Annotated in this window: 17 protein-coding genes; 16 read left to right on the top strand and 1 reads right to left on the bottom strand. The window is 34.6% G+C overall.

Annotated elements, in window-relative coordinates:
* Window positions 1-66: 66 nt before the first annotated feature.
* The 15 genes from K0R77_RS02350 to pheA all read left to right on the top strand — a co-directional run bounded on the left by K0R77_RS02350 (window position 67) and on the right by pheA (window position 21,779).
* Entirely contained in the window at window positions 67-2,802 is a 2,736-nt protein-coding gene (locus tag K0R77_RS02350; protein WP_300346871.1) for a SusC/RagA family TonB-linked outer membrane protein, read from the top strand.
* A gap of 12 nt (window positions 2,803-2,814) precedes the next feature.
* Entirely contained in the window at window positions 2,815-4,446 is a 1,632-nt protein-coding gene (locus tag K0R77_RS02345) for a RagB/SusD family nutrient uptake outer membrane protein (RefSeq protein WP_300346868.1), read from the top strand.
* Window positions 4,447-4,465: 19 nt separating this feature from the next.
* Entirely contained in the window at window positions 4,466-5,500 is a 1,035-nt protein-coding gene (locus tag K0R77_RS02340) for a SusE domain-containing protein (protein WP_300346865.1), read from the top strand.
* 73 nt (window positions 5,501-5,573) lie between these two features.
* Window positions 5,574-7,733, top strand: coding sequence for a glycoside hydrolase family 97 protein (locus K0R77_RS02335; RefSeq protein ID WP_300346862.1), 2,160 nt, complete (start codon window positions 5,574-5,576; stop codon window positions 7,731-7,733).
* Between the two features lie 497 nt (window positions 7,734-8,230).
* Complete coding sequence (locus K0R77_RS02330; protein ID WP_300346859.1) at window positions 8,231-10,081, top strand: glycoside hydrolase family 13 protein; 1,851 nt, start codon at window positions 8,231-8,233, stop codon at window positions 10,079-10,081.
* Between the two features lie 7 nt (window positions 10,082-10,088).
* Window positions 10,089-10,607 carry a nuclear transport factor 2 family protein gene (locus K0R77_RS02325; protein WP_300346856.1) on the top strand — a complete coding sequence of 173 codons (519 nt, stop codon included), beginning with the start codon at window positions 10,089-10,091 and terminating at the stop codon, window positions 10,605-10,607.
* A 12-nt stretch (window positions 10,608-10,619) separates the two neighbouring features.
* Window positions 10,620-12,002, top strand: a complete 1,383-nt coding sequence (locus K0R77_RS02320) for an MFS transporter (RefSeq protein WP_300346854.1) — start codon at window positions 10,620-10,622, stop codon at window positions 12,000-12,002.
* Window positions 12,003-12,237: 235 nt separating this feature from the next.
* Entirely contained in the window at window positions 12,238-12,966 is a 729-nt protein-coding gene (locus K0R77_RS02315; protein WP_300346851.1) for a pirin family protein, read from the top strand.
* A 192-nt stretch (window positions 12,967-13,158) separates the two neighbouring features.
* Window positions 13,159-13,710, top strand: coding sequence for an NADPH-dependent FMN reductase (locus tag K0R77_RS02310; RefSeq protein WP_300346846.1), 552 nt, complete (start codon window positions 13,159-13,161; stop codon window positions 13,708-13,710).
* Window positions 13,711-13,968: 258 nt separating this feature from the next.
* Window positions 13,969-14,961: a phosphoribosylformylglycinamidine cyclo-ligase gene (gene purM, locus K0R77_RS02305; protein WP_300346843.1), complete on the top strand. Its 993-nt coding sequence runs from the start codon at window positions 13,969-13,971 to the stop codon at window positions 14,959-14,961.
* Between the two features lie 109 nt (window positions 14,962-15,070).
* Complete coding sequence (purN, locus tag K0R77_RS02300; protein ID WP_300346840.1) at window positions 15,071-15,637, top strand: phosphoribosylglycinamide formyltransferase; 567 nt, start codon at window positions 15,071-15,073, stop codon at window positions 15,635-15,637.
* Window positions 15,638-16,056: 419 nt separating this feature from the next.
* Window positions 16,057-17,571, top strand: a complete 1,515-nt coding sequence (gene purH / locus K0R77_RS02295) for a bifunctional phosphoribosylaminoimidazolecarboxamide formyltransferase/IMP cyclohydrolase (RefSeq protein WP_300346838.1) — start codon at window positions 16,057-16,059, stop codon at window positions 17,569-17,571.
* Between the two features lie 84 nt (window positions 17,572-17,655).
* The gene (gene purD / locus K0R77_RS02290; RefSeq protein ID WP_300346834.1) at window positions 17,656-18,894 is read left to right on the top strand and encodes a phosphoribosylamine--glycine ligase; all 1,239 of its coding nucleotides are present in this window, start codon (window positions 17,656-17,658) and stop codon (window positions 18,892-18,894) included.
* 279 nt (window positions 18,895-19,173) lie between these two features.
* A complete protein-coding gene (gene guaA / locus K0R77_RS02285; RefSeq protein ID WP_300346831.1) occupies window positions 19,174-20,703 on the top strand; it encodes a glutamine-hydrolyzing GMP synthase in 1,530 nt (509 codons plus the stop codon).
* A gap of 239 nt (window positions 20,704-20,942) precedes the next feature.
* Window positions 20,943-21,779 carry a prephenate dehydratase gene (pheA, locus tag K0R77_RS02280; protein WP_300346827.1) on the top strand — a complete coding sequence of 279 codons (837 nt, stop codon included), beginning with the start codon at window positions 20,943-20,945 and terminating at the stop codon, window positions 21,777-21,779.
* A 67-nt stretch (window positions 21,780-21,846) separates the two neighbouring features.
* On the opposite strand, the gene K0R77_RS02275 is transcribed toward pheA, so the two are convergent.
* Window positions 21,847-22,911 carry a hypothetical protein gene (locus K0R77_RS02275; RefSeq protein ID WP_300346824.1) on the bottom strand — a complete coding sequence of 355 codons (1,065 nt, stop codon included), beginning with the start codon at window positions 22,909-22,911 and terminating at the stop codon, window positions 21,847-21,849.
* Window positions 22,912-23,019: 108 nt separating this feature from the next.
* Between K0R77_RS02275 and K0R77_RS02270 the strand changes: the two genes are divergently transcribed.
* A complete protein-coding gene (locus K0R77_RS02270; RefSeq protein ID WP_300346822.1) occupies window positions 23,020-24,663 on the top strand; it encodes an AarF/UbiB family protein in 1,644 nt (547 codons plus the stop codon).
* Window positions 24,664-24,859: the final 196 nt, after the last annotated feature.

The raw sequence follows: 24,859 nt of genomic DNA, 5'->3' as shown, positions 1-24,859 counted from the left end.
TTTTTAAATTGCAAGACTGCTTTGGCAGTTATTATCAAACAAAAAAACTATATAAAAATAATATTTGTGAAAAACTTTACGACGGTATTAAAAATTGCACCTGCATTTTTATTGGCAAGTTCCATGATGCATGCGCAGACACAAGACTCTACAACTAAGGAGAGAAAAATCGAGGAGGTTGTATTGATTGGATACGGAAAACAGAAGAAAACTGATTTGACGGGATCAATCACTTCTCTATCAACAGCCGATTTTAATAAAGGTGCTGTAGCAACTGCAGAAGGGCTTATTAATGGTCGTGCTGCCGGAGTGGTGATTACTCAATCCGGAACACCCGGGAGTGAACCGATAATCAGAGTAAGAGGAGGTTCTTCTTTGAATGCAAGTAACGAACCTTTATTGGTTGTAGACGGTTTGCCTTTAGATGGAGTTTCTTTATCTACTATTAACCCAAATGATATAGAATCTTTTTCTATATTAAAAGATGCTGCTTCTACTGCAATTTATGGATCTAGAGGATCTAATGGAGTTATATTAATTACTACAAAAAAAGGAGGAAAAAGATTAAGAGTATCATTAAATGCTTTTACTACGGTTAATACTTTAGCTAAAAAAATTAAAGTATATAGTGGTGATGAGTTTAGGGCTTTAATTAATCAATATGTTCCGGATAAAGTAGCTCAATTAGGCACTGCTAATACTGATTGGCAAGACGAAATTTTTAAAACTTCTGTAACGAATGATATTAATGCTTCAGTTTCAGGAAGTTTATTCGGGAAAATACCAACTCGTTTCTCTGTAGATCATTTAGAAAATAGCGGTTTACTGATTACTTCTGGTTTCCAAAGAACAACGGGGAATATTGCAATCAGCCCTAGTTTTTTTGATGATCATTTAAAATTTAATATCACAGGTACTTATTCTTATACTTTTAAAAATAATGCAGAAGAAGGAGCTATCGGTAATGCACTTTCTATGAATCCTACACAACCTGTTTATGATGATAATTCTATCTATGGAGATGGTTATTACGAAAACAGATTGGGTAATTTTAATTCTACTACAGGAACGTATAATCCCAATGGAGTTTCGAATCCTGTAGCACAGTTAAGAAATAAGCACGATATTCAAAATTTCAAAAGATTTTTTGGAAATGTAAACATGGAATATAAATTCCATTTTTTACCAGAATTAAGATTGGTTGCTAATGCTGGTTTGGATAGCAAAGAATTGGATGGTCATGTTACCACAACTAAAAATTCCAGAAACGGATATTATTCTGTAGCTAATACTTTTGCTTATTATGGGTCAGAATCTTTCTCTGGAGAAAGTCTGTTGAACAAAAACGCTAACGTTCAGTTGAATTATGGTAAAACCTTTGGTCAATTCAATTTTGATGTAATGGGAGGTTATGAGTATCAAAATTATCATAAAACGAGCTTTTCAAGTGGAAATACATTTTTATATACTTTAGATCCTGTTAATAATTTTTATAATCCGGATTCTAAACCAGATCTTAATTTGCAAGCATTTTTTGGTAGGCTAAATTTAGGATATGCCAATAAATATTTACTTACCTTAAATTATAGAAGAGATGGTTCTTCTCGTTTTAGCAAAGCAAATAGATGGGGAGATTTTGGAGGAGTTGCTGCTGCCTGGAAAATTTCAGAAGAAAGTTTTTTAAAAGGAAATACTACACTATCAGATCTTAAACTAAGAGCGAGTATTGGTAAAATAGGAAATCAGGATATTGGAGATTATAGATTCGATTACTTTAAAACGTATAATGTTTCTTCAACATTATTTTATCAATTTGGAAATACATTTTATCAGATTGCAAAAGCCAACGGATATAATGAAAACCTAAAATGGGAAGAAAGTATAAAATATAATCTAGGATTAGATTTTGGATTCGCTAAAAATAGAGTAACAGGGACATTAGACTTTTATTTAGCAGATACAGAAGATCTATTATCTATTGTACCTGAAGGTCCTTTAGAAAATTTAAGAATTATTGGTCCTAAAAATATTGGTAGATTACAATCTAAAGGGATAGAATTAGGTTTGGATATTAAAGCTGTGAAAAAAGAAAATTTCACACTAAATTTTAATTATAATGCAACCTACAATAATATAAAAATTAAAGAATTAGAATTAGATAAGATAGATAAAGGAGGTGTTGGCCTAGGAGGGTTTGTACAAACATTTACAACAGGATATTCTCCTTATGCATTTAATGTATTTCAACAAGTATATGACAGCAATGGTAAACCAATAGAAGGAGCTTATGTAGATAGAAATAATGATGGGGTAATAACTTCTGCAGATAAGTACATCTACAAAAAACCACAGGCAGATGTTACAATGGGATTCATGACCAATGCAACTTTTGGAAAGCATATTGACTTTTCTATGGCTTGGAGAGCAAGTGTAGGAAATTATGTATATGATCAAATTTCTGCTGATAGAGCTCAATTGGGTAACATTTACAATACTGTAGATGGTACTATTAATAATGCTCCCGTAGATTTTAGTAATACCAGTTTTACATTTACCAATAAAGAATCTGACTATTACGTTAAAAACGGAAGTTTTGTGAAATTAGATAATGTAACTTTAGGATATACTTTTAATAATTTATTGAAAAACAATGGTTCTATAAGATTTTATACAGGTGTAAATAATGTACTTATTATCACAAAGTATAAAAACCTTGATCCAGAAGTGTTTAATGATGGAAGAGATGCTTCAATATACCCAAGAGCGAGAATGTTTACTTTAGGTATTAATGCAAACTTTTAAACTTTATAAAAAATGAAATTAAATATAGTAAAATTAAGAAATCTGGCTATTGCAAGTGTATTTCTTTTATCGGCAACCTCTTGTCTTAATGATCTGGACGTTAAAGTAAATGATGATGAATTATACACATCTGAACAATTTTATGCAAATCCAGACTCTTATAAACAGTTTTTGGCAAAAATTTATGCCGGTTTAGCGGTAACAGGACAGACTTCTCCTAACGGAAATTCAGATTTAGGACTAGAATCAGATGGAGGACCCAATGAAGGTTTTTCACAATATATCAGAGGATATTGGCAACTGCAGGAACTTACAACTGATGAAGCTATTATTGCTTGGGGAGAATCTGATAATCCCGGGATCAGAGATTTAAACTTCAATACCTGGAATGCAGATAATAAATTTAACGAGGCTTTTTTTGCAAGAATATTTTTCCAAATTGGCTTGGTCAATGAGTTTTTAAGAGAAACAACTGATGACAAGTTATCATCAAGAGGGGTTTCAGCAGATTTAAAAACCCAGATAAAAGCTTTCCGTGCGGAAGCTAGATTTTTAAGAGCTTTATCTTACTATCACGCTATAGATATTTATGGTAGAATTCCTTTTGCAACTGAGGGAGATATTATTGGTTCTGGTATAAAACCATCAGTACAATCAAGAGAGTATGTTTTCAACTATATATTAGGAGAGTTGAATGAAATAGATGGAGATTTAGCAGGTGCAAAAACCAATGAATATGGTAGAGCAGATAAAGCTGCTGCCTGGATGTTAAAAGCCAAACTATACCAAAATGCAAAAGTATATACAGGTGTTGACAGGAGCACAGAAGCCTTAACAGAAATTACAAAAGTAATTGGTTCACCATATAAAGTAGCAACAATACCTTATGCTAATTTATTTAAAGCAGATAACAATATCAATGGAGCACAGGATGAAGCTATTTTTCCTATTACTTTCGATGGTATTAAAACTAAAACTTACGGAGGAACTACTTTTTTAATTCACGCAAGTTGTACCAATGCAGTAGGAGCTTTGTTAGGTGTTGATGCGGGTTGGGCAGGTTTTAGAACCCGTCAGGAATTTATTCAGTCTACAGGAACAGATGCCAGAGTAATGAAAGTAGCCGGAAGTACAGACCCTGCATCTATTTCAGATTATGCTAAATTTGAAGAAGGTACAAAATTGATTAAGTTTTCTAACAAAAAAACAAGCGGCGCAAATGGAAGTGATGGTACTTTTGCAGATGCAGATTTTGCATTGTTCAGAATGGGAGATGCTTATTTGATGTATGCAGAATTAGCAATTGTTAACGGAAAAGGTAGTACAGCTACAGCTTTAGAATATATCAATACGTTAAGAACAAGAGGTGGTGTTACAAATATAGCAATGTCTGATATTAATGCTCTTACTACAACAGATGCAAAAGAAATGTTTATTTTGAACGAAAGAGCTAAAGAATTGTATTGGGAAGGTACAAGAAGACAAGATTTGATTAGATTAAATCATTACGTATCTGGTTATACTTGGCAATGGAAAGGAGGAGTCCAAAATGGTTCTTCTATAGCTTCTACCAGAGTTTTGTTCCCAATTCCGAATAAATATTTGAATATTAATTCTAACTTAACTCAAAATCCAGGTTATTAATTTTTAAAAGCTTAAAATAATGAAAAATATAATAAAATTTTTTTTCGCAGCTGTCGCTATTATGATGGTTTGGTCTTGCGAAAAAGATGAAGATCAGGCTATTTTATCTTTAAAATCTGAGCCTACACTTAAAGCAAGTGCAACTACACTATCTTTGTCTAGTGCAAATGCAAATAACAATGCGGTTACTTTCACAATTACTCCTGCAGAATATACTCCTGAAGTTGAGATTACAAATGTATTACAATTTGCAGTTACAGGTACTAATTTTGCCCCACTAAAAGAAGCAGGTTTAAGTAATGGAGTATTGTCTAAATCATATACGGTAATAGAATTTAATGCTTTAATGCTAAGTCTTGGATTGCCAACTGGTGTTGCTTCTAACATAGATGTAAGATTAAAAACTACTGTAGGAAAAGGAACTCCTGTTTATTCGGCGGTACAAAAAATTTCTGTGAATCCTTATGCGCTGATTTCTTATATGTATGCTCCTGGTAAATATCAGGGATGGGATCCTAATACGGCAAATACTCTTGTATCTCCTAATTCAAATGGGATTTATGTTGGCTACATTAAATTTCTGGCAACTGCAGACAATGGACTTGCATTCAAAATTACCCCACAGAAAAACTGGGATAACTCTTACGGAACAAATAGCCAGTTTTCATCAGCAACAAATACAATTCCTATTTTGTATAATGCAGGTGGTGACATTGTAGCACCAGGCGTTGGCTATTATCAAGCTACAGTAAACACTAATGCTAATACTCTGAAGATGATCCCATATCAAATGAGTTTAATAGGATCTGCAACACCTGGTGGTAACTGGAGTACAGATATAGATATGGTTTGGGATAATACTCAATTGAAGTGGACTGCTACAGCAAATTTTTTAGCGGGAGAGTTTAAATTCAGGCTCAACCATGACTGGAGTCAACCAAATTGGGGAGGTTCTGGCGGAAATGCTTCAACTTCCGGAGGTAATTTAGCGATTTCGGCAGGTCAGCACACTGTTACTTTCGATCCGTATGAACTTACTTATACAATAAATTAGTAACTATCAATTCTTTAAAACTGTTGCTTTATAGCAACAGTTTTTTTATTTTTAATGTTTATATAATAATCATATGAAGAAAATGACAATCGGAGCATTCTTGCTCTCAATGATGTTTGGAGTTGCTAATGCACAATCTTTAAAATCACCTGACGGAAAATTCGAAATGGATTTTCAGCTGAAGCAAGGAGTGCCTTATTATAATCTGAAATATAATGGTAAAACAGTAGTTGAAGATTCAAAACTAGGATTGAGAATTTTTAAAGATTCTTCAATAAAATTTGCTTCAGAAATTGCAAAACCGGAAGATGCTAAATTTGATTTAAATAGCGGATTTACGAAAACAGCAGAAAAAACAGATTCAAAAAACGAAACCTGGCAACCGGTTTTAGGAGAAAAGAAAAACTATATCAACCATTACAACGAATTGGCGGTTACGCTTAATCAGGCGAGTACTGAAAGAAGTATTATTGTGAAATTCAGATTGTTTAATGACGGATTGGGATTTAGATATGAGTTTCCGCAGCAGAAAAATTTAAATTATTTTGTCATTCGTGAGGAAGATTCTGAAATCGATTTTCCTACTGATATGAAAGCATGGTGGATGGTTGCCGACTACGATTCTCAGGAATATCAGTATCAGGAAACCAAAGTTTCTGAAATTCCGGGAAGATGGTCAAAAGCAGCAGATGCGAATGCGTCACAGACATTGATTAAAGATGCGGTACAGTCACCTTTAATGCTCAAAAAAGAAGGGAAAGAACCTTTGTATATTAACGTTGCGGAAGCTGCGGTTTTAGATTATCCGGCTTCTCACCTTGAAGTGGATGCTCAGAATTTTAAATTCAAAACTCACCTTACAGCCGACAGACAGGGTGCAAAAGGATACATGCAGACTCCGATGGTAACACCGTGGAGAACAATTATTGTTGCTCCGAAAGCCGAAGATGTGATGGATTCTAAAATGATTTTTAATCTCAACGAACCTACAAAATATACCGACACTTCATACATCAAACCCACAAAATACATGGGTGTTTGGTGGGAAATGATTATTGGAAAATCTCAATGGGCATACGGACAGCCGGAATCAAATGTACGTCTTGGGCAGACTGATTTTTCAAAACTGACACCCAACGGAAATCATGGTGCCAACAATACAAAAGTGAAAGATTATATAGATTTTGCTTCTGAAAATGGTTTCCAGGGGCTTCTGATTGAAGGTTGGAATGTCGGTTGGGAAGACTGGTTTGGTCGTTCAAAAGAATATGTTTTCGATTTTATCACGCCGTATCCGGATTTTGATATCAAAATGCTGAACGAATATGCGCATTCAAAAGGAATTGACCTCATTATGCACCACGAAACTTCAGGTTCTGCAACCAATTACGAAAGATGGGCAGACAAAGCTTTTCAGCTGATGAATAAATATGGCTACAAATCTGTGAAAACAGGTTATGTAGGTGATATTATTCCGAGAGGAGAGCATCATTATTCTCAATGGATGATCAACCATTATTACAGAATTGCCGAAAAAGCAAATGAGTATAAAGTAATGGTGAATTCTCATGAATCGGTTCGTCCGACAGGTGAAAGCCGTACCTATCCAAACTATATCTCTGCCGAAGCTGCTCGTGGAACTGAGTATGAAGCATTCGGAGGAAACAACCCGGATCACCAGACGATTCTTCCTTTCACAAGATGGATGGGAGGTTCTATGGATTACACTCCCGGAATTTTCCAGACCAAACTAGACTATTATTTCCCTGGAGACAAACGTTTCGTAAAAACCACTCTGGCAAAACAGTTAGCACTTTATGTGACGATGTATATGCCGCTTCAGATGGCTGCAGATTTACCTGAAAATTACAAAAAGCATATGGACGCTTTCCAGTTTATCAAAGATGTAGCAGCAGATTGGGATGATACCAAAATTTTATCAGCAGAACCGGGAGATTATGTCATAACGGCTAGAAAAGCAAAAGGTACAGAAAACTGGTTTGTAGGTGGAATTACAGACGAAAACAAACGCGATTACACCGTTGATTTCTCTTTCCTTGATAAAGGTAAAAAGTACGAAGCCGTAATTTATGAGGACGGAAAAGATGCAGATTACATCGATAATCCTCAGAGCTACAATATTTACAAGAAGCAGATTACAAGTAAGTCAAAAATTCCTTTAAAAATGGTAAGAAGCGGTGGTTTTGCCATCTCAATAAAACCGATAAAATAAAATTCCCCTTTTCTGAGAGGGTAGATTTTGAGCGTAGCGAAAAGATGGGGTAGTTTTATACGCATTTTTATTTTTTAGAAGCTATTTCCCGCTCTCCACTATATCTTTTTTGTTCTAAAACAAAAAAGGATGCCGTTGCGATCGGGGCTAGGAAAGACCATATTTATACAAACTTTGTCAGGGTTTAAACGCTTTGACAAAGTTTTTTTTGCAAATTAAATTTTTAAAATTCTTATCGATGTAGGTGATGACAAATGTATTCAACAAGCAGGAATTCCCGGCAATCAGAAACTGCTTTTTCTTCTTCCCGTGATGATTTAACATAGTTTTCAGTTATTTTATGTAAGCTAACTCGCCAATAAAATTGCAAAAAGAATGAGCGATGTTGAGAGATGAAAAATATATTTGATTATCTTTAAAATTATGAATTTTATTTTCAGAAACATTTATTACAAACAGTCTCATACATCATGATAGTTACACAATAATTTAAAAGAATGAAAAAAATATATACAATTTTTGCGCTGTCGGCAGCTTCCGTAGCTTTTGCGCAGATTCAGAAAGTAGAACCCGCATTCTGGTGGAAAGGAATGAAAAATCCTGAGCTTCAGATTTTGATCTACGGAAAAAATATTGCAGGTAATGAAATTGAACTTTCAGACGGAATTAAAGCAAAAGAAATTCAGAAAGTTGAGAATCCCAATTACGTTTTTGTTACCGTAAACACAAACGAAATCAAAGGTTCACAATTTAAAATCAATCTTAAAAAAGGAAAGAAAAGTATAGGTTCATACACTTATGAACTAAAACAAAGAAATCCTAATTCTGCCAACCGGGAATCTTTCTCCTCAAAAGACCTGGTGTATCTCATTATGCCCGACCGTTTTGCCAACGGAGATGAAAAAAATGATTCCACACCCGGTTTGATTGAAAAAGCAAACCGTAGCCTTCCCAATGGAAGGCATGGTGGAGATTTGAAAGGCATCATCGATAATCTTGATTATATTCAAAATCTCGGTGCAACTGCAGTCTGGCTCACACCTGTAAATGAAGACAACGAAAAAGTATATTCTTATCATGGTTACGCACAGACAGATTTATATAAAATCGACGATCGTTACGGAAGCAACGAAGATTATCGTGAACTTTCGAGAAAACTCAACGACAGAAAAATGATGCTTGTGATGGATTACGTCACCAATCATTGGGGAATTTCACACTGGATGATCAAAGATTTGCCGACAAAAGACTGGATTCATTGGTTTTCTGATGGCGAAAACGGGTTTAAACGTTCCAATTATAAAACGACCACACAGTTTGATACAAACGCATCTGAAGCCGACAAAAAAGTAGCATTAGACGGTTGGTTTGATACGACAATGCCCGATATCAATCAAAAAAATCCATTGGTTTTAAAATATTTAACCCAAAACGCAATCTGGTGGATCGAATATGCCGAATTAGGCGGTTTCCGTGTAGACACTTATCCTTATAATGATAAAGAAGCAATGGCGAAATGGGCAAAGGCGATCACCGATGAATATCCTAAATTTAATATCGTTGGAGAAACTTGGCTGAATACTGCAGGCCATATTTCTGCATGGCAAAAAGATTCAAAAACAGGCGAGGCTGCCAATTACAATTCAAATTTGCCTTCTGTGATGGACTTTATGCTGTATGGAGATCTACCGAAAGCTTTAAATGAAAAAGAAGGTTGGGACACAGGAATGAACAGGCTTTACAACAGTATGTCAAGCGATTTTCTTTATCCTGATATCAATAACGTCATGGTTTTCTTTGAAAATCACGACACAGAACGATGGAATGAGATTTTTAATTCCGATCCTAAAAGCTACAAAATGGCAATGTCGATCATCTCAACCATTCGTGGAATTCCACAGATTTATTACGGTACAGAGGTTGGAATGCGTGGTGATAAAAATAAAGGTGGCGATGCAGATATCCGGAGAGATTTTCCGGGCGGTTGGAAATCTGACAAGCAAAATGCCTTAAATCCTGCAACTCAAACCCCTGAACAGAAAGAGTTTTATCAGTTTACTCAGAAACTATTAAACTGGAGAAAAGGAAAAGAAGTCATTCACACCGGAAAAACTAAAAATTTCGTTCCTCAGAATAATGTTTTTGTGTACTTTAGATATAACGAAAAAGAAACGGTAATGGTTGTAGTAAACAGCAATGAAAAAGATGAAAATTTAGATTTAAAACGTTTTTCGGAAGCCATAAAAACTTCGACAAAAGGAAATGAGGTGACTTCAGGAAAAGAAATTTCTCTGGAAAATAATTTAACTGTTCCAGCAAAAACGTCTATGATCATTGAATTAAAATAATTTAGATATGAAAACAACAACAATATTCTTTACGTTCATTTTATTTGTATTAAGTTTTACAACAGTTTCAGGTCAGGCAAATTTTGAAAAAGAAAAAACAGCCATCAATAAGATGCTTGATGAATTTAATGTAGCTGCTGCAAAAGCAGATTACAAAACTTATTTTGATTTTTTTGCTGACGAATCAACGTTCATCGGCACTGATGCCACGGAAGTTTGGAACAAAAAAGAATTTATGATTTGGGCAAAACCATATTTTGATAAAAACAAAACATGGAATTTTACTTCATTAAAAAGAAACATCTATTTCAGCAAAGACGGAAAATTAGCTTGGTTTGATGAATTATTGGACACTCAAATGAAAATCTGCCGTGGTTCAGGAGTTTTAGAAAAAATCAACGGAACCTGGAAAGTGAAACAATATGTTCTTTCAATGACAGTCCCAAATGATATTGTTGATAAAGTAGTTGACGAAAAAACGGTAATTGAAGATGCTCTGATTGAAAAATTAAAAATAAAAAAATAAATAAAAAACACAATGTCAAAAAAAATAAAACCAAATCTTTCCATGTCCCAGATTATCAATATGAGCATGGGATTTTTAGGAATTCAGATGGCTTTCGGACTTCAAAACGGAAATGCAAGCCGTATTCTTGGAAATTTCGGTGCAGATGTACACCAGCTTTCATGGTTTTGGTTGGTTGCCCCAGTTACAGGATTGATCGTTCAGCCAATCATCGGTCATATGGGCGACAATACGTGGAGTCCGCTTGGAAGAAGAAAACCTTATTTTCTGATTGGTGCGATTCTTTGTGCAGTCGGATTGGTTTTACTTCCCAACGCAGCGTCCGCAACCCAAATGATGGCTGCGAATGTTTTATTGCTGGCTGTGATTTTTTTGGCAATGATGGATGCATCAATCAATATTGCAATGGAGCCGTTCCGTGCGTTGGTTGGCGATATGCTTCCGAAACATCAGGGAACTTTAGGATTTTCGGTACAGACTATTTTAATTGGAATTGGTGCAGTGATCGGATCTTATTTACCAGATTGGCTGACAAAATTAGGGGTGTCAAATGTTGCAAAAGAGGGTTTTGTCGCTGATAATGTCATTTATGCTTTTTACTGTGGTGCCGGAATTCTTTTATTGACAATCATTTATACAATCGTTACAACGAAAGAATACTCCCCGAAAGAATTTGCCGAGTTTGAAGGTGGGAAACAAATAGCAGAACAGCCTTCAAAATTCACGGACATTTTTAATGACTTCGCTAAAATTCCAACTTTGATGAAGAAATTGGGAATCGTTCAGTTTTTTTCATGGTTTGCGCTGTTCACGATGTGGGTTTTCACGACAAGTGCTTTGGCAACACATCATTTCGGGCTTTCTCCGGAAGATACTCATTCGGTTGAATTTAATAATGCAGGAGATTTAACAAATAGATTATTCGGAATGTACAATCTTTGGGCAATTCCTTTTGCCTTTTTATTAACCCCGATTGCAAAGTGGATTGGCAAAAAACAAACCCATGCTTTGGCACTTTTTTGCGGAGGGTTGGGTTTAATTTCGATGTATTTTATTAAAGATACCTCGTTGCTCTGGATTTCAATGATTGGTCTTGGTTTTGCCTGGGCAAGTATTTTGGCAATGCCTTATGCGATGCTGATTGATGCAATTCCACAAAGAAAAATGGGAGTTTTTATGGGAATCTTCAACTTCTTTATTGTAATTCCTCAAATCATTAACGGACTTTTTGGAGGACCGATTGTGAAAGGTGCTTTTGGAAATTATGCAATGGGTTATGTTGTCATAGGTGGTATTTGTATGCTTTTAGCGTCAATTCTTACCTTGATTTTCATTAAAACAGATGATTCAAACTCAAAAGAAATTGAAGAAGAAATACAACAAGTTCATTTTTGAAATTTAACAATTATCTTTTTAAATAAATAGGAGCGGACTTTAGTCCGCTTTTTTAATTAATCATAGAAGAAGGCTTTAGCCGAAAGTTAATTTTCTTAAAAACCTAGTTGAAATTCATTTCAAGAAAATTGACAACTCAATATTGACTAGAATTCCTTTCTTACCTTACATCAATATTTTCAAATAATGCTTGGAGTACATTTGTACTATAAATAATCAAAAAAATAGCTACAATATGAAAACAGTATATCACAAAGCAGATTCAAGAGGTCACGTAGATCACGGTTGGTTAAATTCTTATCATACTTTCAGTTTTGCAGGGTATCAAAACAGAGAAAGATCAAACTTTGGAGTTTTAAGAGTTTTAAATGACGACACCGTTTCTCAGGGAATGGGTTTCGGAACGCATCCTCACAAAAACATGGAAATCATTTCAATTCCGTTAGAAGGAAATTTAGAACATAAAGATTCTATGGGAACTACAGCGGTTATCAGAAAAGGAGAAATTCAGGTGATGAGTGCCGGAACCGGAGTAATGCACAGCGAATACAATAAAAACAAAGACGAAGCCGTAAAATTCTTACAAATCTGGGTTTTTCCGAGAGAAGAGAATGTGGAACCAAGATACGACCAGAAAAGTATCAAAGATGGAGAGAAAATCAACGGTTTTCAACAAATTTTATCACCGAACAAAAATGATGACGGAGTTTGGATTCATCAGGATGCATGGTTTAATTTAGCCAATTTCACAAAAGGAAACGGTAAAAACTATACTGTCAACAAAAAAGGAAACGGCGTGTATGCTTTTGTATTAAAAGGCAGCGCAAAAATTGGTGATAGAATCTTAAACGAAAAAGATGGGTTAGGAATGTGGGACACTCAAAGTTTTAACATCGAAGCCGTTGAAGATACAGAAATCCTCTTAATGGAAGTTCCAATGGATTTACCTGAATATCTAAAATAAAAAGTAATATTTTCGCAAACCAAAATTCCCCTCCACTGGAGGGGTGGCGAAAATTCAAAGAATTTTTGACGGGGTGGTTTAAAACAGTACAATAAAACAAAACATCTCAACAACAAGCCCCAAAGGGGCGACATAAAAAAGTGTAGGGCAAAGCCCTATGAAATCAAGAAAAAATATACAAGAATTATAAAAATGAAAATCCTAGCCATAGCAGGAAGCAATTCCGACACATCAATCAACAAACAACTGGTAACTTACGCCACAACTTTGTTTGAAAATGCAGAAATAGAAATCGTAGACATGAATGATTTTGAAATGCCAATCTACAAACATCAGCGTGAAGTAGAAAGTGGCGTTCCACAACAAGCTATCGATTTTGCTTCAAAAATTGACAACGCAGATGTCCTTTTAGTTTCACTTTCTGAGCATAATGGAACATATTCTACAGCATTCAAAAATGTTTTCGACTGGACTTCAAGAATCAAACAAAGAGCAGTCTGGAACGAAAAACCAATGTTGTTGATGGCGACAGCTCCCGGTGGAAGAGGTGGTTTAGGCGTTTTAGAAGCTGCAGAAAAGCGTTTTCCTTTACATGGAGGAAATATCGTAGGAACTTTTACGCTTCCTTTCTTTAATGACAATTTCGATAAAGAAGCTCAAAAAATTTCTAATGAGGAAAAAGACAGCGAGTTACGTGAAAAAGTAAGTAAGATTTCTGCAGTTGAAACAATCTTAGAAAAATAGCATTTGAATATTAACTTAAAATTAATATCTTTGCAAAAAGAAAAAAGATGAAGATTCAGTCCACTTTCAAAGAATGTTTTTCAGTTTATGGAAAAACTGTGGACTCTGAAACTCTCAGATAAAACATCAGCCGATAATCTACCAAGATTGTCGGCTTTTTTATTTAGATAATTAAAAATAGAATGTACCAATTTACCATTATTACAATTGAAAACATTGTTAGATTGCTAAACTGATACATTGTTACATTAACATACTATGAGCAATACGTACAAATCTGCAGGTGTAGACAAAGAAGAAGGTTACAAAACCGTTGATAAAATCAAAAAAGCGGTGGGTGAAACTCACAACTCCAATGTATTGAATCATTTGGGAAGCTTCGGTGCTTTTTACGAAATTGGAGGTTACAAAAACCCAGTTTTGGTTTCAGGAACTGATGGAGTAGGAACGAAATTGAAAGTCGCTTTAGATTCAAAAAGATACGATTCTATCGGTGTAGACTGTTTCGCAATGTGTGCCAATGACATCCTTTGTCACGGTGCAAAGCCTTTGTTTTTCCTGGATTATTTAGCTTGCGGAAAATTAGATTCTGAAATTGCTGCTGAGATCGTTTTAGGAATGGTAAAAGCTTGTAAAGACAACAACTGCGCATTGATTGGTGGTGAAACTGCCGAAATGCCGGGAATGTATCAGCCGGGAGATTACGATGTAGCAGGATTTTGCGTAGGAATTGTTGAAAAAGATCAGATCATTGATGGTTCAAAAATCAAAAACGGAGATAAAATCATCGCTTTACCAAGTTCAGGATTCCACTCAAACGGATTCTCTCTGGTAAGAAAAATTTTCCCGAATTTCGAAGAAAAATTTGAAGGAAAACCTTTGTATGAAACACTTTTAGTTCCTACAAGATTATATTTCAAAGATATTCACAGCGTAATCGAAGAAGTTGAAGTTTCAGGAATTGCTCACATTACAGGGGGTGGTTTGTATGAAAATATCCCAAGAATTATTGGTGACGGATTATGTGCTTCAATCGATGCATCAAAAATTCAGATTCCTAGCGTAATGTTAGAGTTGGAAAAAAGAGGAAATATTGCTCGTGAAGAAATGTTCGGAACCTTCAATATGGGTGTCGGAATGATTGTAGTTGTAGATCCTGAACATGCTGAAAAAGTGCTTCACCTTTTAGACGACGCTTACGAAATCGGAGAAATTACAGAAGGAAGCGAAAAAATTGATTTAAAATTTTAGGAGCTTAATCCCGCTTTCCGCTATATCTTTTGTTCCGCTTCGCTACACAAAAGGATACCGCTTCAATCGGGGCTAGGAAAGAAGACATTTTAGCAATAGTAGTTTTTAAATGAAAAATATTGTCATTTTAGTTTCAGGTTCAGGAACCAATCTTCAGAGAATTATTGATACCATTGACAGCGGAGAAATCCAGAATGCAAAAGTATCCTTAGTTGTTGCCGACAGAGAATGTTATGGACTTGAAAGAGCAAAAAACCACAACATAGAAACTGCGTTGATTCCGAGAGGGAAAAACTTCAGCAGCGAATTAGGTAAAATTATCCCAGAAAATACAGATTTGATTGTGTTGGCAGGGTTTTTATCCATCCTCAAACCTGAGTTCGTGGAAAGTTGGGCAGGAAAAATCATCAACATTCATCCGGCCTTACTTCCAAAATACGGTGGAAAAGGAATGTGGGGACATCATGTTCACAATGCAGTTATCGAAGCTAAAGAAAAAGAAAGCGGAGCAACCGTCCATTTTGTAACCGTAGGAATTGACGAAGGAGAAGCAATTCTTCAAAAATCATTCGAAGTCACAGAAAGCGATACTCCCGAAACATTAGCAGAAAAAGTTCATAAAATTGAATATGAAATTTTCCCAATAGCAATAAACAAAGTATTAGGAAATAATTAGAAGCTAATTATTAGAGATACAAAAATTCCCCTCCTCTGGAGGGGTGTCAAAAATTCAAAGAATTTTTGACGGGGTGGTTTAAAACATCAACCTTATCTGAGTAAAACGCTTTTGTAAACAAAAGTATTCAGGAAAAAATAAAAAACATTCACTTTGTCATTCCGTAGGAATCTAAACAAAGCAAATGCTTTTATACAAAATTAATGTTACATTAAATATAAAGACACACTTAGATTGAATAAAGAATATTTCGAAAAAGTAAAAAAATCTAAGTAAAGTAAGATCGGAGGTGAAAGAACCGGTCTACAGTTTGAAATAACTGTAAAAAGTAAAAAGTGAAAAGCCTCGAAAGGGCAAGTAAAATGAGGGAAAAACCGCAATTTTTTTGCGGTTTGAACTTAAAAAAAATGAAAAAATCTATGAGCAAGAGAGTTTTGATCAGTGTTTCTGACAAAAGCGGATTAACAGAATTTGCACAGTTTTTAGAATCCCAGAATTATGAATTGATTTCTACAGGAGGGACATTCAAACATTTGAAAGACGCTGGTTTAAATCCAATCCAGATCGATGAGGTAACTGATTTTCCTGAAATGCTTGACGGAAGAGTAAAAACTTTACACCCGAAAGTTCACGGTGGTCTTTTGGCAGTTCGTTCAAACGAAGAACACATGAAAACCGTTCAGGAGCACAATATCGGTTTGATCGACATGGTGATTGTGAATTTGTATCCGTTTTTTGAAAATGTTAATAAAGACATTTCATTACACGAAAAAGTAGAATTCATCGACATCGGAGGTCCTTCAATGCTTCGTTCGGCAGCTAAGAATTTCGATTCTGTGACCGTAATTACTGATGTTGAAGATTACGAAAAAGTAAAAATCGAAATGGAACAAAACGGTGACACGTTCATCGAAACCCGTAAAAGATTAGCAGGAAAAGTATTTAATCTTACTTCGGCTTACGATGCGGCAATCTCAAGAATGCTTTTAGAAGAAGATTATCCAAATTATTTAAGCGCTTCTTACAAGAAAGTTTCAGACCTAAGATATGGTGAAAACCCGCATCAGACTGCAGCGTACTACGTTTCAACTTTTGAAAACGGTGCGATGAAAGATTTCGAACAATTAGGAGGTAAAGAATTATCATTCAACAACCTTCGTGATATGGATCTTTGCTGGAAAGTGGTTACTGAATTTAAAGACGAGATGGCTTGTTGCGCAGTAAAACATTCTACGCCTTGTGGAGTGGCAATCGGAACTTCAGCTTTAGAAACATATAAGAAAACTTTCGAATGTGATCCTGTTTCTATTTTCGGTGGAATCGTTGCTGCCAACTTCAAAATTGACGCTGCAACGGCTGAAGAATTAAACAAAACATTCCTTGAAATCGTAATGGCTCCTGACTTTGATGAAGAAGCTTTGGAAGTTTTAAGAAAAAAGAAAAATTTAAGAATTATAAAAATCGTTAATCCGGTTTCAGACAAGCAAACTTGGGTAAAAGTTGACGGTGGAATCTTGGTTCAGGATAACGACAGTATTTTCTCAGAAGATATTAAAGTCGTTACTGAAACTCAACCAACAGAAGAGCAGAAAAAAGCATTATTATTCTCTCAGAGAGTAGTAAAATATGTAAAATCAAATGCAATCGTTGTTTCAAACGGTATTCAGGCTTTCGGAATCGGTGGAGGTCAGGTGAACAGAATCTGGGCGACTCAACAGGCAATCGAAAGAGCGAAAGAGAAATTCTCAGGAGATTTAGTTTTGGCTTCTGATGCATTTTTCCCTTTCCGTGATGTGGTAGATTTCTGCGCTCAGGAAGGTATTACTGCGATTATCCAACCTGGAGGAAGTGTAAAAGATCAGGAAAGTATTGATGCTGCCAACGAACACAAAATCCCAATGATGTTCACGGGTGTAAGACATTTCTTTCATTAAAATTGAATTAAAATAGTAATTTGAGATTGTATTTATAGCATTCAAAATTATATATTTGTAAACTAGACTAGAAATAAATAAAGTATGAGAATATTAATCATAGGTGAAGGTGGAAGAGAGTCTGCACTGGCAGCGAAACTTCAAAAAGACAACAGAGTTACTAAAATGTTTTTTGCCAACGGAAACGCATCTACTGATGCAATCGGGCAAAATGTTCATATGTCGGAGATTAAAGAATTAAGAGATTTTGCAATTAAAGAAAAGGTAGATCTTACAATCGTTGGTCCTGAAGCTCCTTTAGTTGCTGGTTTGAAGGATGAATTTAAGAAACATGATCTTAAAGTTTTCGGTCCGAACCAGAAAGTAGCAAGTCTTGAAGGAAGTAAAGCATTCTCAAAGAAATTTATGCAGACCTATGATATCAAAACGGCGAAAGCTGTGGTATTTGATTCATACAACGAAGCAAAAGCCTATGTACAGACTCAGGAATATCCTTTGGTAATTAAGGCAAGTGGTTTAGCAGGTGGAAAAGGGGTTGTTATTTGTGACACTATCGAAGAAGCTGAAGCTACCATCCATGATTTTATGATCCGTAGAATTTATGGGGATGCAGGAATACGTTTGGTTATTGAAGAATTTTTACAAGGTTTTGAGGCATCAATTATTGCATTTTCAAACGGTGAAAAAATATTCCCTTGTATTGCTGCTAAAGATTATAAGAAAGTAGGAAACGGTGATAAAGGTCCAAACACAGGTGGGATGGGTTCTGTAGCACCAAGTCCGGAATTTACAGCTGAACATACTGCAGATTTTGAAAAAAATATTTTAGAGCCTACGTTGAAAGGTCTTAAAGCTGAAGGTTTCAGTTTTAAAGGAATCATTTTCTTCGGATTGATGGTGACTAAAAACGGAACGTATCTTTTAGAATACAACATGAGATTCGGAGATCCTGAAACTCAGGTTTTGATGGCGTTAATGGAAAACAATCTGTTAGACGTGATCAACGACTGTATGAACGGAAAAGATTTAGATCTTAAATTCAAAGACGAAAAAGCAGTTTGCTTGGTAATGTGTTCAGGCGGTTACCCCGGAAATATCGAAACAGGTTTTGAAATAACAGGTATAGAAAAAGCAAAATACAGCCAGGTGTTGTGTGCAGGAGCTATTAAGAAAGGTGATAAAACGGTTTCTAACGGCGGTAGAGTAATGAATGTTGTTGCAACAGGAGCTACTTACGATGAAGCTAGAAAGAAAGTTTATGAAGATGCCGCTCACGTACATTTCGATTACAGTTTCTACAGAGAAGACATTGGGAAATTTTAAATAAATCACGAAAAAAGATTTGGATTAATTTCCAAGTCTTTTTTTGTAAAAATTTTATCAATAGGATTGGGCTTTATCAAAACCAGAATAAGATTAATCAAAAAATATTTGAGTTTAATTCTGATTTTACATAAAACAATTTTTGTCATTCCGTAGGAATCTCTACGATGATGATAAAATTTAGAAGTTTAGATTCCTACGGGATGATAAATGCTCTTAAAAACTTTATTAAAATCAAGTTAACTCATAATTTATAACTCATAACTCATCATTCAAAAAATGAACAACGGTATTATCATATTAGATTTCGGATCTCAATACAATCAGCTTATCGGAAGAAGAATCCGTGAGATGGGTGTGTATTCCGAAATTTTACCTTTCAATACACCATTAGAAACAATTTTAGAAAAGCAGCCAAAAGGAATCATCCTTTCGGGAGGTCCAAGTTCTGTAAATGCAGAAAATGCTCATTTGGTTGAAAAAGCATTATACGAACAGGGAATTCCTGTTTTGGGAATCTGCTATGGAATGCAGCTTACAGCTCATCTTTTAGGTGGAACGGTACATAAAGGTGTAAAAGGAGAGTACGGGAAAGCACATTTAGATATTGTAAAAGAAAGTTCTTTATTAAAAGGTGTTGCTCAGAATTCTGTAGTTTGGATGAGCCACTTCGACGAAGTGGGAATGTTGCCTCCAGGTTTTGAATTGAATGCAAAATCCGGTGTAATCGCTTCGATTTCTAATGAAGATAAAAAAATCTATTGCGTACAGTTCCACCCGGAAGTTTCTCATACAGAAGAAGGTGGAAAAATGTTGGAGAACTTTGTTTTCGCAATCTGTGATTCAGAAAAAAACTGGAAACTGACGAACTATATCGAAAAAACAGTTGAAGAAATCAAAGAAAGAGTAGGAGACAACAAGGTAATTCTTGGTCTTTCAGGAGGTGTAGATTCTTCTGTTGCTGCTGTTTTGATTCACAAAGCAATTGGCGATCAGTTGCAATGTATCTTCGTAGACACCGGACTTTTAAGAAAAGATGAAGATGTAAAAGTAATGGAAAATTACGGTGAGCATTTCCATATGAACATTAAACTTGTTGATGCTTCAGAAAGATTCTTATCAAAATTAGCGGGAATCGACGATCCTGAACAGAAGAGAAAAATTATCGGAAACGAATTTATCCACGTTTTCGATGAGGAATCTCATAAAATTGAAGGTGCTAAATTCTTAGCTCAGGGTACAATTTATCCTGACGTGATCGAAAGTCAGTCTGTAAATGGACCTTCAGCAGTAATCAAATCTCACCATAATGTGGGCGGACTTCCGGAAGAAATGGAGTTTGAGTTACTAGAGCCTTTGAGAGAATTATTCAAAGATGAAGTAAGAAAAGTGGGTGAAGAATTGGGTATTCCTCATCATTTGGTACACAGACATCCTTTCCCTGGTCCTGGTTTAGGAATCAGAATTTTGGGTGCTGTAGATGCTGAAAAAGTGAAAATTTTACAAGAAGCGGATGATATTTTCATCGAAGAATTATATAAAAATGATTTGTACGAGAAAGTTTCTCAGGCATTCGTGGTTCTACTTCCGGTAAAATCTGTCGGAGTTATGGGTGACGAAAGAACTTATGAATATACAGCTGTAGTTCGTTCGGCAAACACTATCGACTTCATGACGGCAACGTGGAGCAGACTTCCTTACGAGTTTTTAGATACTGTGTCAAGCAGAATTATCAACGAGGTAAGAGGAATCAACAGAGTAGCTTACGATATTTCAAGCAAACCACCTGCAACCATTGAGTGGGAATAGTCTTGATTTAAATTAAATATAAACCAGCTTTTCGAGGCTGGTTTTTTGGGTTTCAACCCGAAAGCTTTACTCGAACTTGCGAAGCAATGCAAAAATTTCTTCATTAAAAAGCAAAACCATTATTCATTATAGATTCGTGCATTTGTGGCAATAGAAACTTTTTGTTTGAAAGTACATTAATATTAGTTTTTACTTAGTCCAATGTCATCAATTCAGTCAATATTTTCTAAATTTGTTCAATGAAGATAGCATACCTCGGTCCACAGGCGAGTTTCACGCAGTTGGCAGCATCACAGATTTTCCCGAATGAAGAATTGATTCCACAATCGAGTATTTTAGATTGCTTCAATGCGGTGAAAAATAATGAAGTAGATAAAGCAGTCGTACCTTTGGAAAATTCAATTGAAGGTACTGTTTCAATGACACTTGATTATCTGTATGAATTTGACATTTTCATAGAAACTGAGCTTGTGATGCCGATTGCTCATCACTTGATGATTCATCCGGATAATGAAGTTTTTGAGAAAGTCATTTCCCATCCGCAGGCTTTAGCACAGACTTTTCATTTCAGATATGACAATTTTAAAGATATTCCATCGCAGGATTTTAGTTCTACTGCAGCTTCTGCAAAGTTAGTTTCTGAAAACCCAGAAGAAAAATGGGCTGCAATTGCTAACAGATATTCTGCCAAATTATATGGTTTAAAAATCATTCATGAAAATATTCAGGATTTTGAACAAAATCACACCAAGTTTATTGTGATTTCAAAAGAAAAATCTGCGTTACAACTTCCGCTACCCAAAACTTCTGAAAAAACATCTCTAATTATCACACTTCCTGAAGATCAGGCAGGAGGTCTTCATCAGGTTTTGTCTGTCTTCGCTTGGCGAAAAATGAATCTTTCAAAAATCGAAAGCAGAACGCTGAAAACCGGTTTAGGAAATTATTTTTTCTTCATCAATGTTGCAAGTGAATGGCACAATGTTCTGTCTCAGAATGCAATTGATGAGATCATTTCGTTGGGTTCTAATGTGAAATTTTTAGGACATTATGATGAGTATGTTTTCGCAGAATAATTTTGATGGATACAAAAATTCTTAAAAGATGATCATTATCTTATTAGACAATAGACTTATATTAATATTAATAAAACTCATCAATATCCGCCATCAAAAATTCATAATTCCACACTCTATCAATGAATTCTTTCATTTTTAATATTCTTTCCTCTGTAATTTCTAAAGGCTCGTCACTAATTTTATAAACTTGAAGTTCATTATTGAAAATATATACAATGATTCCTTCTTTTTTTAAAGTTGCTAATTTTATCTTAACATCTTTATCAAAAAACTTGAAAGTATTACTGCTGGTGTTATATAACGAATCTTTAATTTGAAGATCTAATATTCCAAATTTATCTTCATATTCAATCACTAAATATTTATCCAACAAAAGATGTAGCATCGGCGATTTCTCCTTTCCAATACGGATTTCTCGCAATGGCTTTTTTTGATCATAAATATTATAAATACAAACAGTCATTTTTTCGTAGTCGTCATTAGCAACGAAAATATATTCATCGCCTAAACTGTTTATTTCAATATAAGCATTTTCTATTTCATCTCTATGGCAGTACAGACCACTTTCGCAGATAATTTTCAAAGAATCTTTTTTTAAATCTAATAAATGTAAATACATCCTATTTTCATATGCATTGCATAAACCAAATAACAAATTATTAGTTTTTTCGATAGTGAAATTTCGATTATAGTGGCCAATACTTTCTAATTCATATTTTTTTAAAGTCCTATCTTTAGTATTAAAAAGTCCTAAAGACCGATTGGAAGAAGGCTCATAAATCTCAAGAAGAATTTCATTTTTATTATAATATTTTGAACTTATTACTCCGTCAATATTTGATAAACAGATTAGATTTCCACTTAGATTGTGAATTGCAATTTTTTCGAAGTAACATATAACAAACTCCTGTGTCTCAATATTGAATTTTAGATCGGTGACAATATTAAAATTAATTTGAGGTATTTCAATTTTGTAAAGTAATGATTCAGTTTTACCGCAAAAAACATCTATCATATTTTGTGAATGAAATCCTTCTTTTTTGTAATAAATATAAATTTGATTATTTTCTTCATTACAATGAATGAAATATACTTGATAGTTTTCGAAATTTTTAATTTTGTTTGTCATTAGATCTTAAAAAAGAATTTTTAAATTTAAATAATTTATTTTCCAAAATCTATTTTCAATAGGAATAATTTTTGAACTTACTTTGCAATTCAATTCATTCTCAAAATTATGTTTGACAAGCAACAGCGAAAGCTGAAAAGATCTGCCAAATTAATATCCGTTTTAAGCAAATACGGGTTTAAAGATATGATCGCACGAATGGGCAAAAAACCGGAAGAAAGTTCTGCGCCATCTGAAGAAATTATTTCCAAAGGAACGGTGTACGAAAGAATCCGTCTGGTTTTGGAAGAATTGGGACCTACGTTTGTAAAACTTGGACAAACATTCAGCAACCGTGAAGATTTGCTTCCACCTGAACTGATTCAGGAACTGCAGAAACTTCAGGACAGAGTAGAAGTGATCGACATGAACGTTGAGGAAATCCTGGAAAACGAATTTAATATTATTGTTAGAGAACATTTTTCTGAAATTATTCTAAAACCTTTAGCGACAGCTTCTATAGCTCAAGTTTACAAAGCGACCTTAATAACAGGTGAAGAAGTTATTTTAAAAATCAAAAAACCCGATGTTCTCAGTGTCATTGAAGATGATTTACTTCTCATAAAAGATTTGGTAAAACTGATTTCGACGTATTCAGAAATTGGTTCGAAGTTAAATTTAAAACAAGCGATCGCAACTTTCGAAAAGTCTTTGTTAGAGGAAGTTTCTCTGGTCAATGAAAGAAACAATATTCATCAGTTTGCATTAAATTTTAAAAATAATAAAGAAACTTACGTTCCGGTTGTCTATGACGAATTTTCCAACAATAATGTCCTTTGTATGGAATTTATTGACGGAATTAAAGTAACTGACAAAGTCGAATTAATAAACAACAATATAGATCCGGTTGTTGTTTCTGAGGTTGGTTTAAGGCTTTTTGTGTCTCAGATATTAGATTACGGTTTTTTTCATGCAGATCCTCATGCCGGAAATATTTTAGTGAAAAAAGATGGAAAAGTGGTGTTCATCGACTTCGGTGCAGTAGGAAAAATTCAGCCAAATGATAAAGAAATTCTTGAAAGTCTGATTGTTGCTTTTGTCGCTAAAAACTCCCATAAGATCGTAAGATATCTTAAGAAAATGGCGGTCAGTTATGAGATTCCTGATGAAAGAAGATTTGAAAATGATGTCGAGGAAGTTTTGAATTTTGTTCACAGCACTTCGCTGAAAGACATCGATCCGCATATCATCATTAATAAGATGAAAGATGTTTTAAAGGATAATCAGTTGTATATGCCTGATTATTTTTATCTTTTATTTAAAGGAATTGGTTTGATTGAAGGGGTCGGAAGAACCATAAATCCCGATCTTGATATTGTAAAAAGTCTTCATCCGTACACAAAAAAGATTCTTTCAAAAAAGATCAGTCCGAAAAAACTTCTTAAAACCGGAATGGAAAAGATGATGACCTTCACCGATAATGTAGATGAAATTCCGAAAGAACTTCGCTCCGTTTTGCAGAAACTGGATGATAATAAGTTTACCATTTCGAGTGAAATTAAAAATATTGAAAAGACCAACAATTTGATCAAATCAAGTATTATCAATTTAATTTTAGCAATGATCTTGGGAGCCAACATTATTGCAACGGCGATTGTTTTTGTTTCAGAATCCGGACCGAGAATAGGGGAGATGTCTTTGGTTGCTATCTTAGGGTTTGTGTTTTCAGTATTGTTGGTGATTATTCTTTTATTGAGAATTACAAGGAAATAGGATTTATATACAAATTTATAGTTAAATTGCCAGCTAGTTTGTCATTCTGGAGGAATCCCAATACAGAATTTTTTTTAGTTGCTTAGATTCCTACTGAATGACAAACATTCTGTTAATTTTTGACGTAAAAAATAAGCATAAAAATTACTATAATTTATCCTATATCCTTCAAATTTCTGCAATAATCCACAACCAA

This window comes from Chryseobacterium sp. (assembly GCF_029240215.1).
In the GTDB taxonomy this organism is placed as follows: domain Bacteria; phylum Bacteroidota; class Bacteroidia; order Flavobacteriales; family Weeksellaceae; genus Chryseobacterium.
The sequence above is the reverse complement of the archived record's forward strand: the minus strand, read 5'-3'. Positions and strand labels throughout refer to the sequence as shown.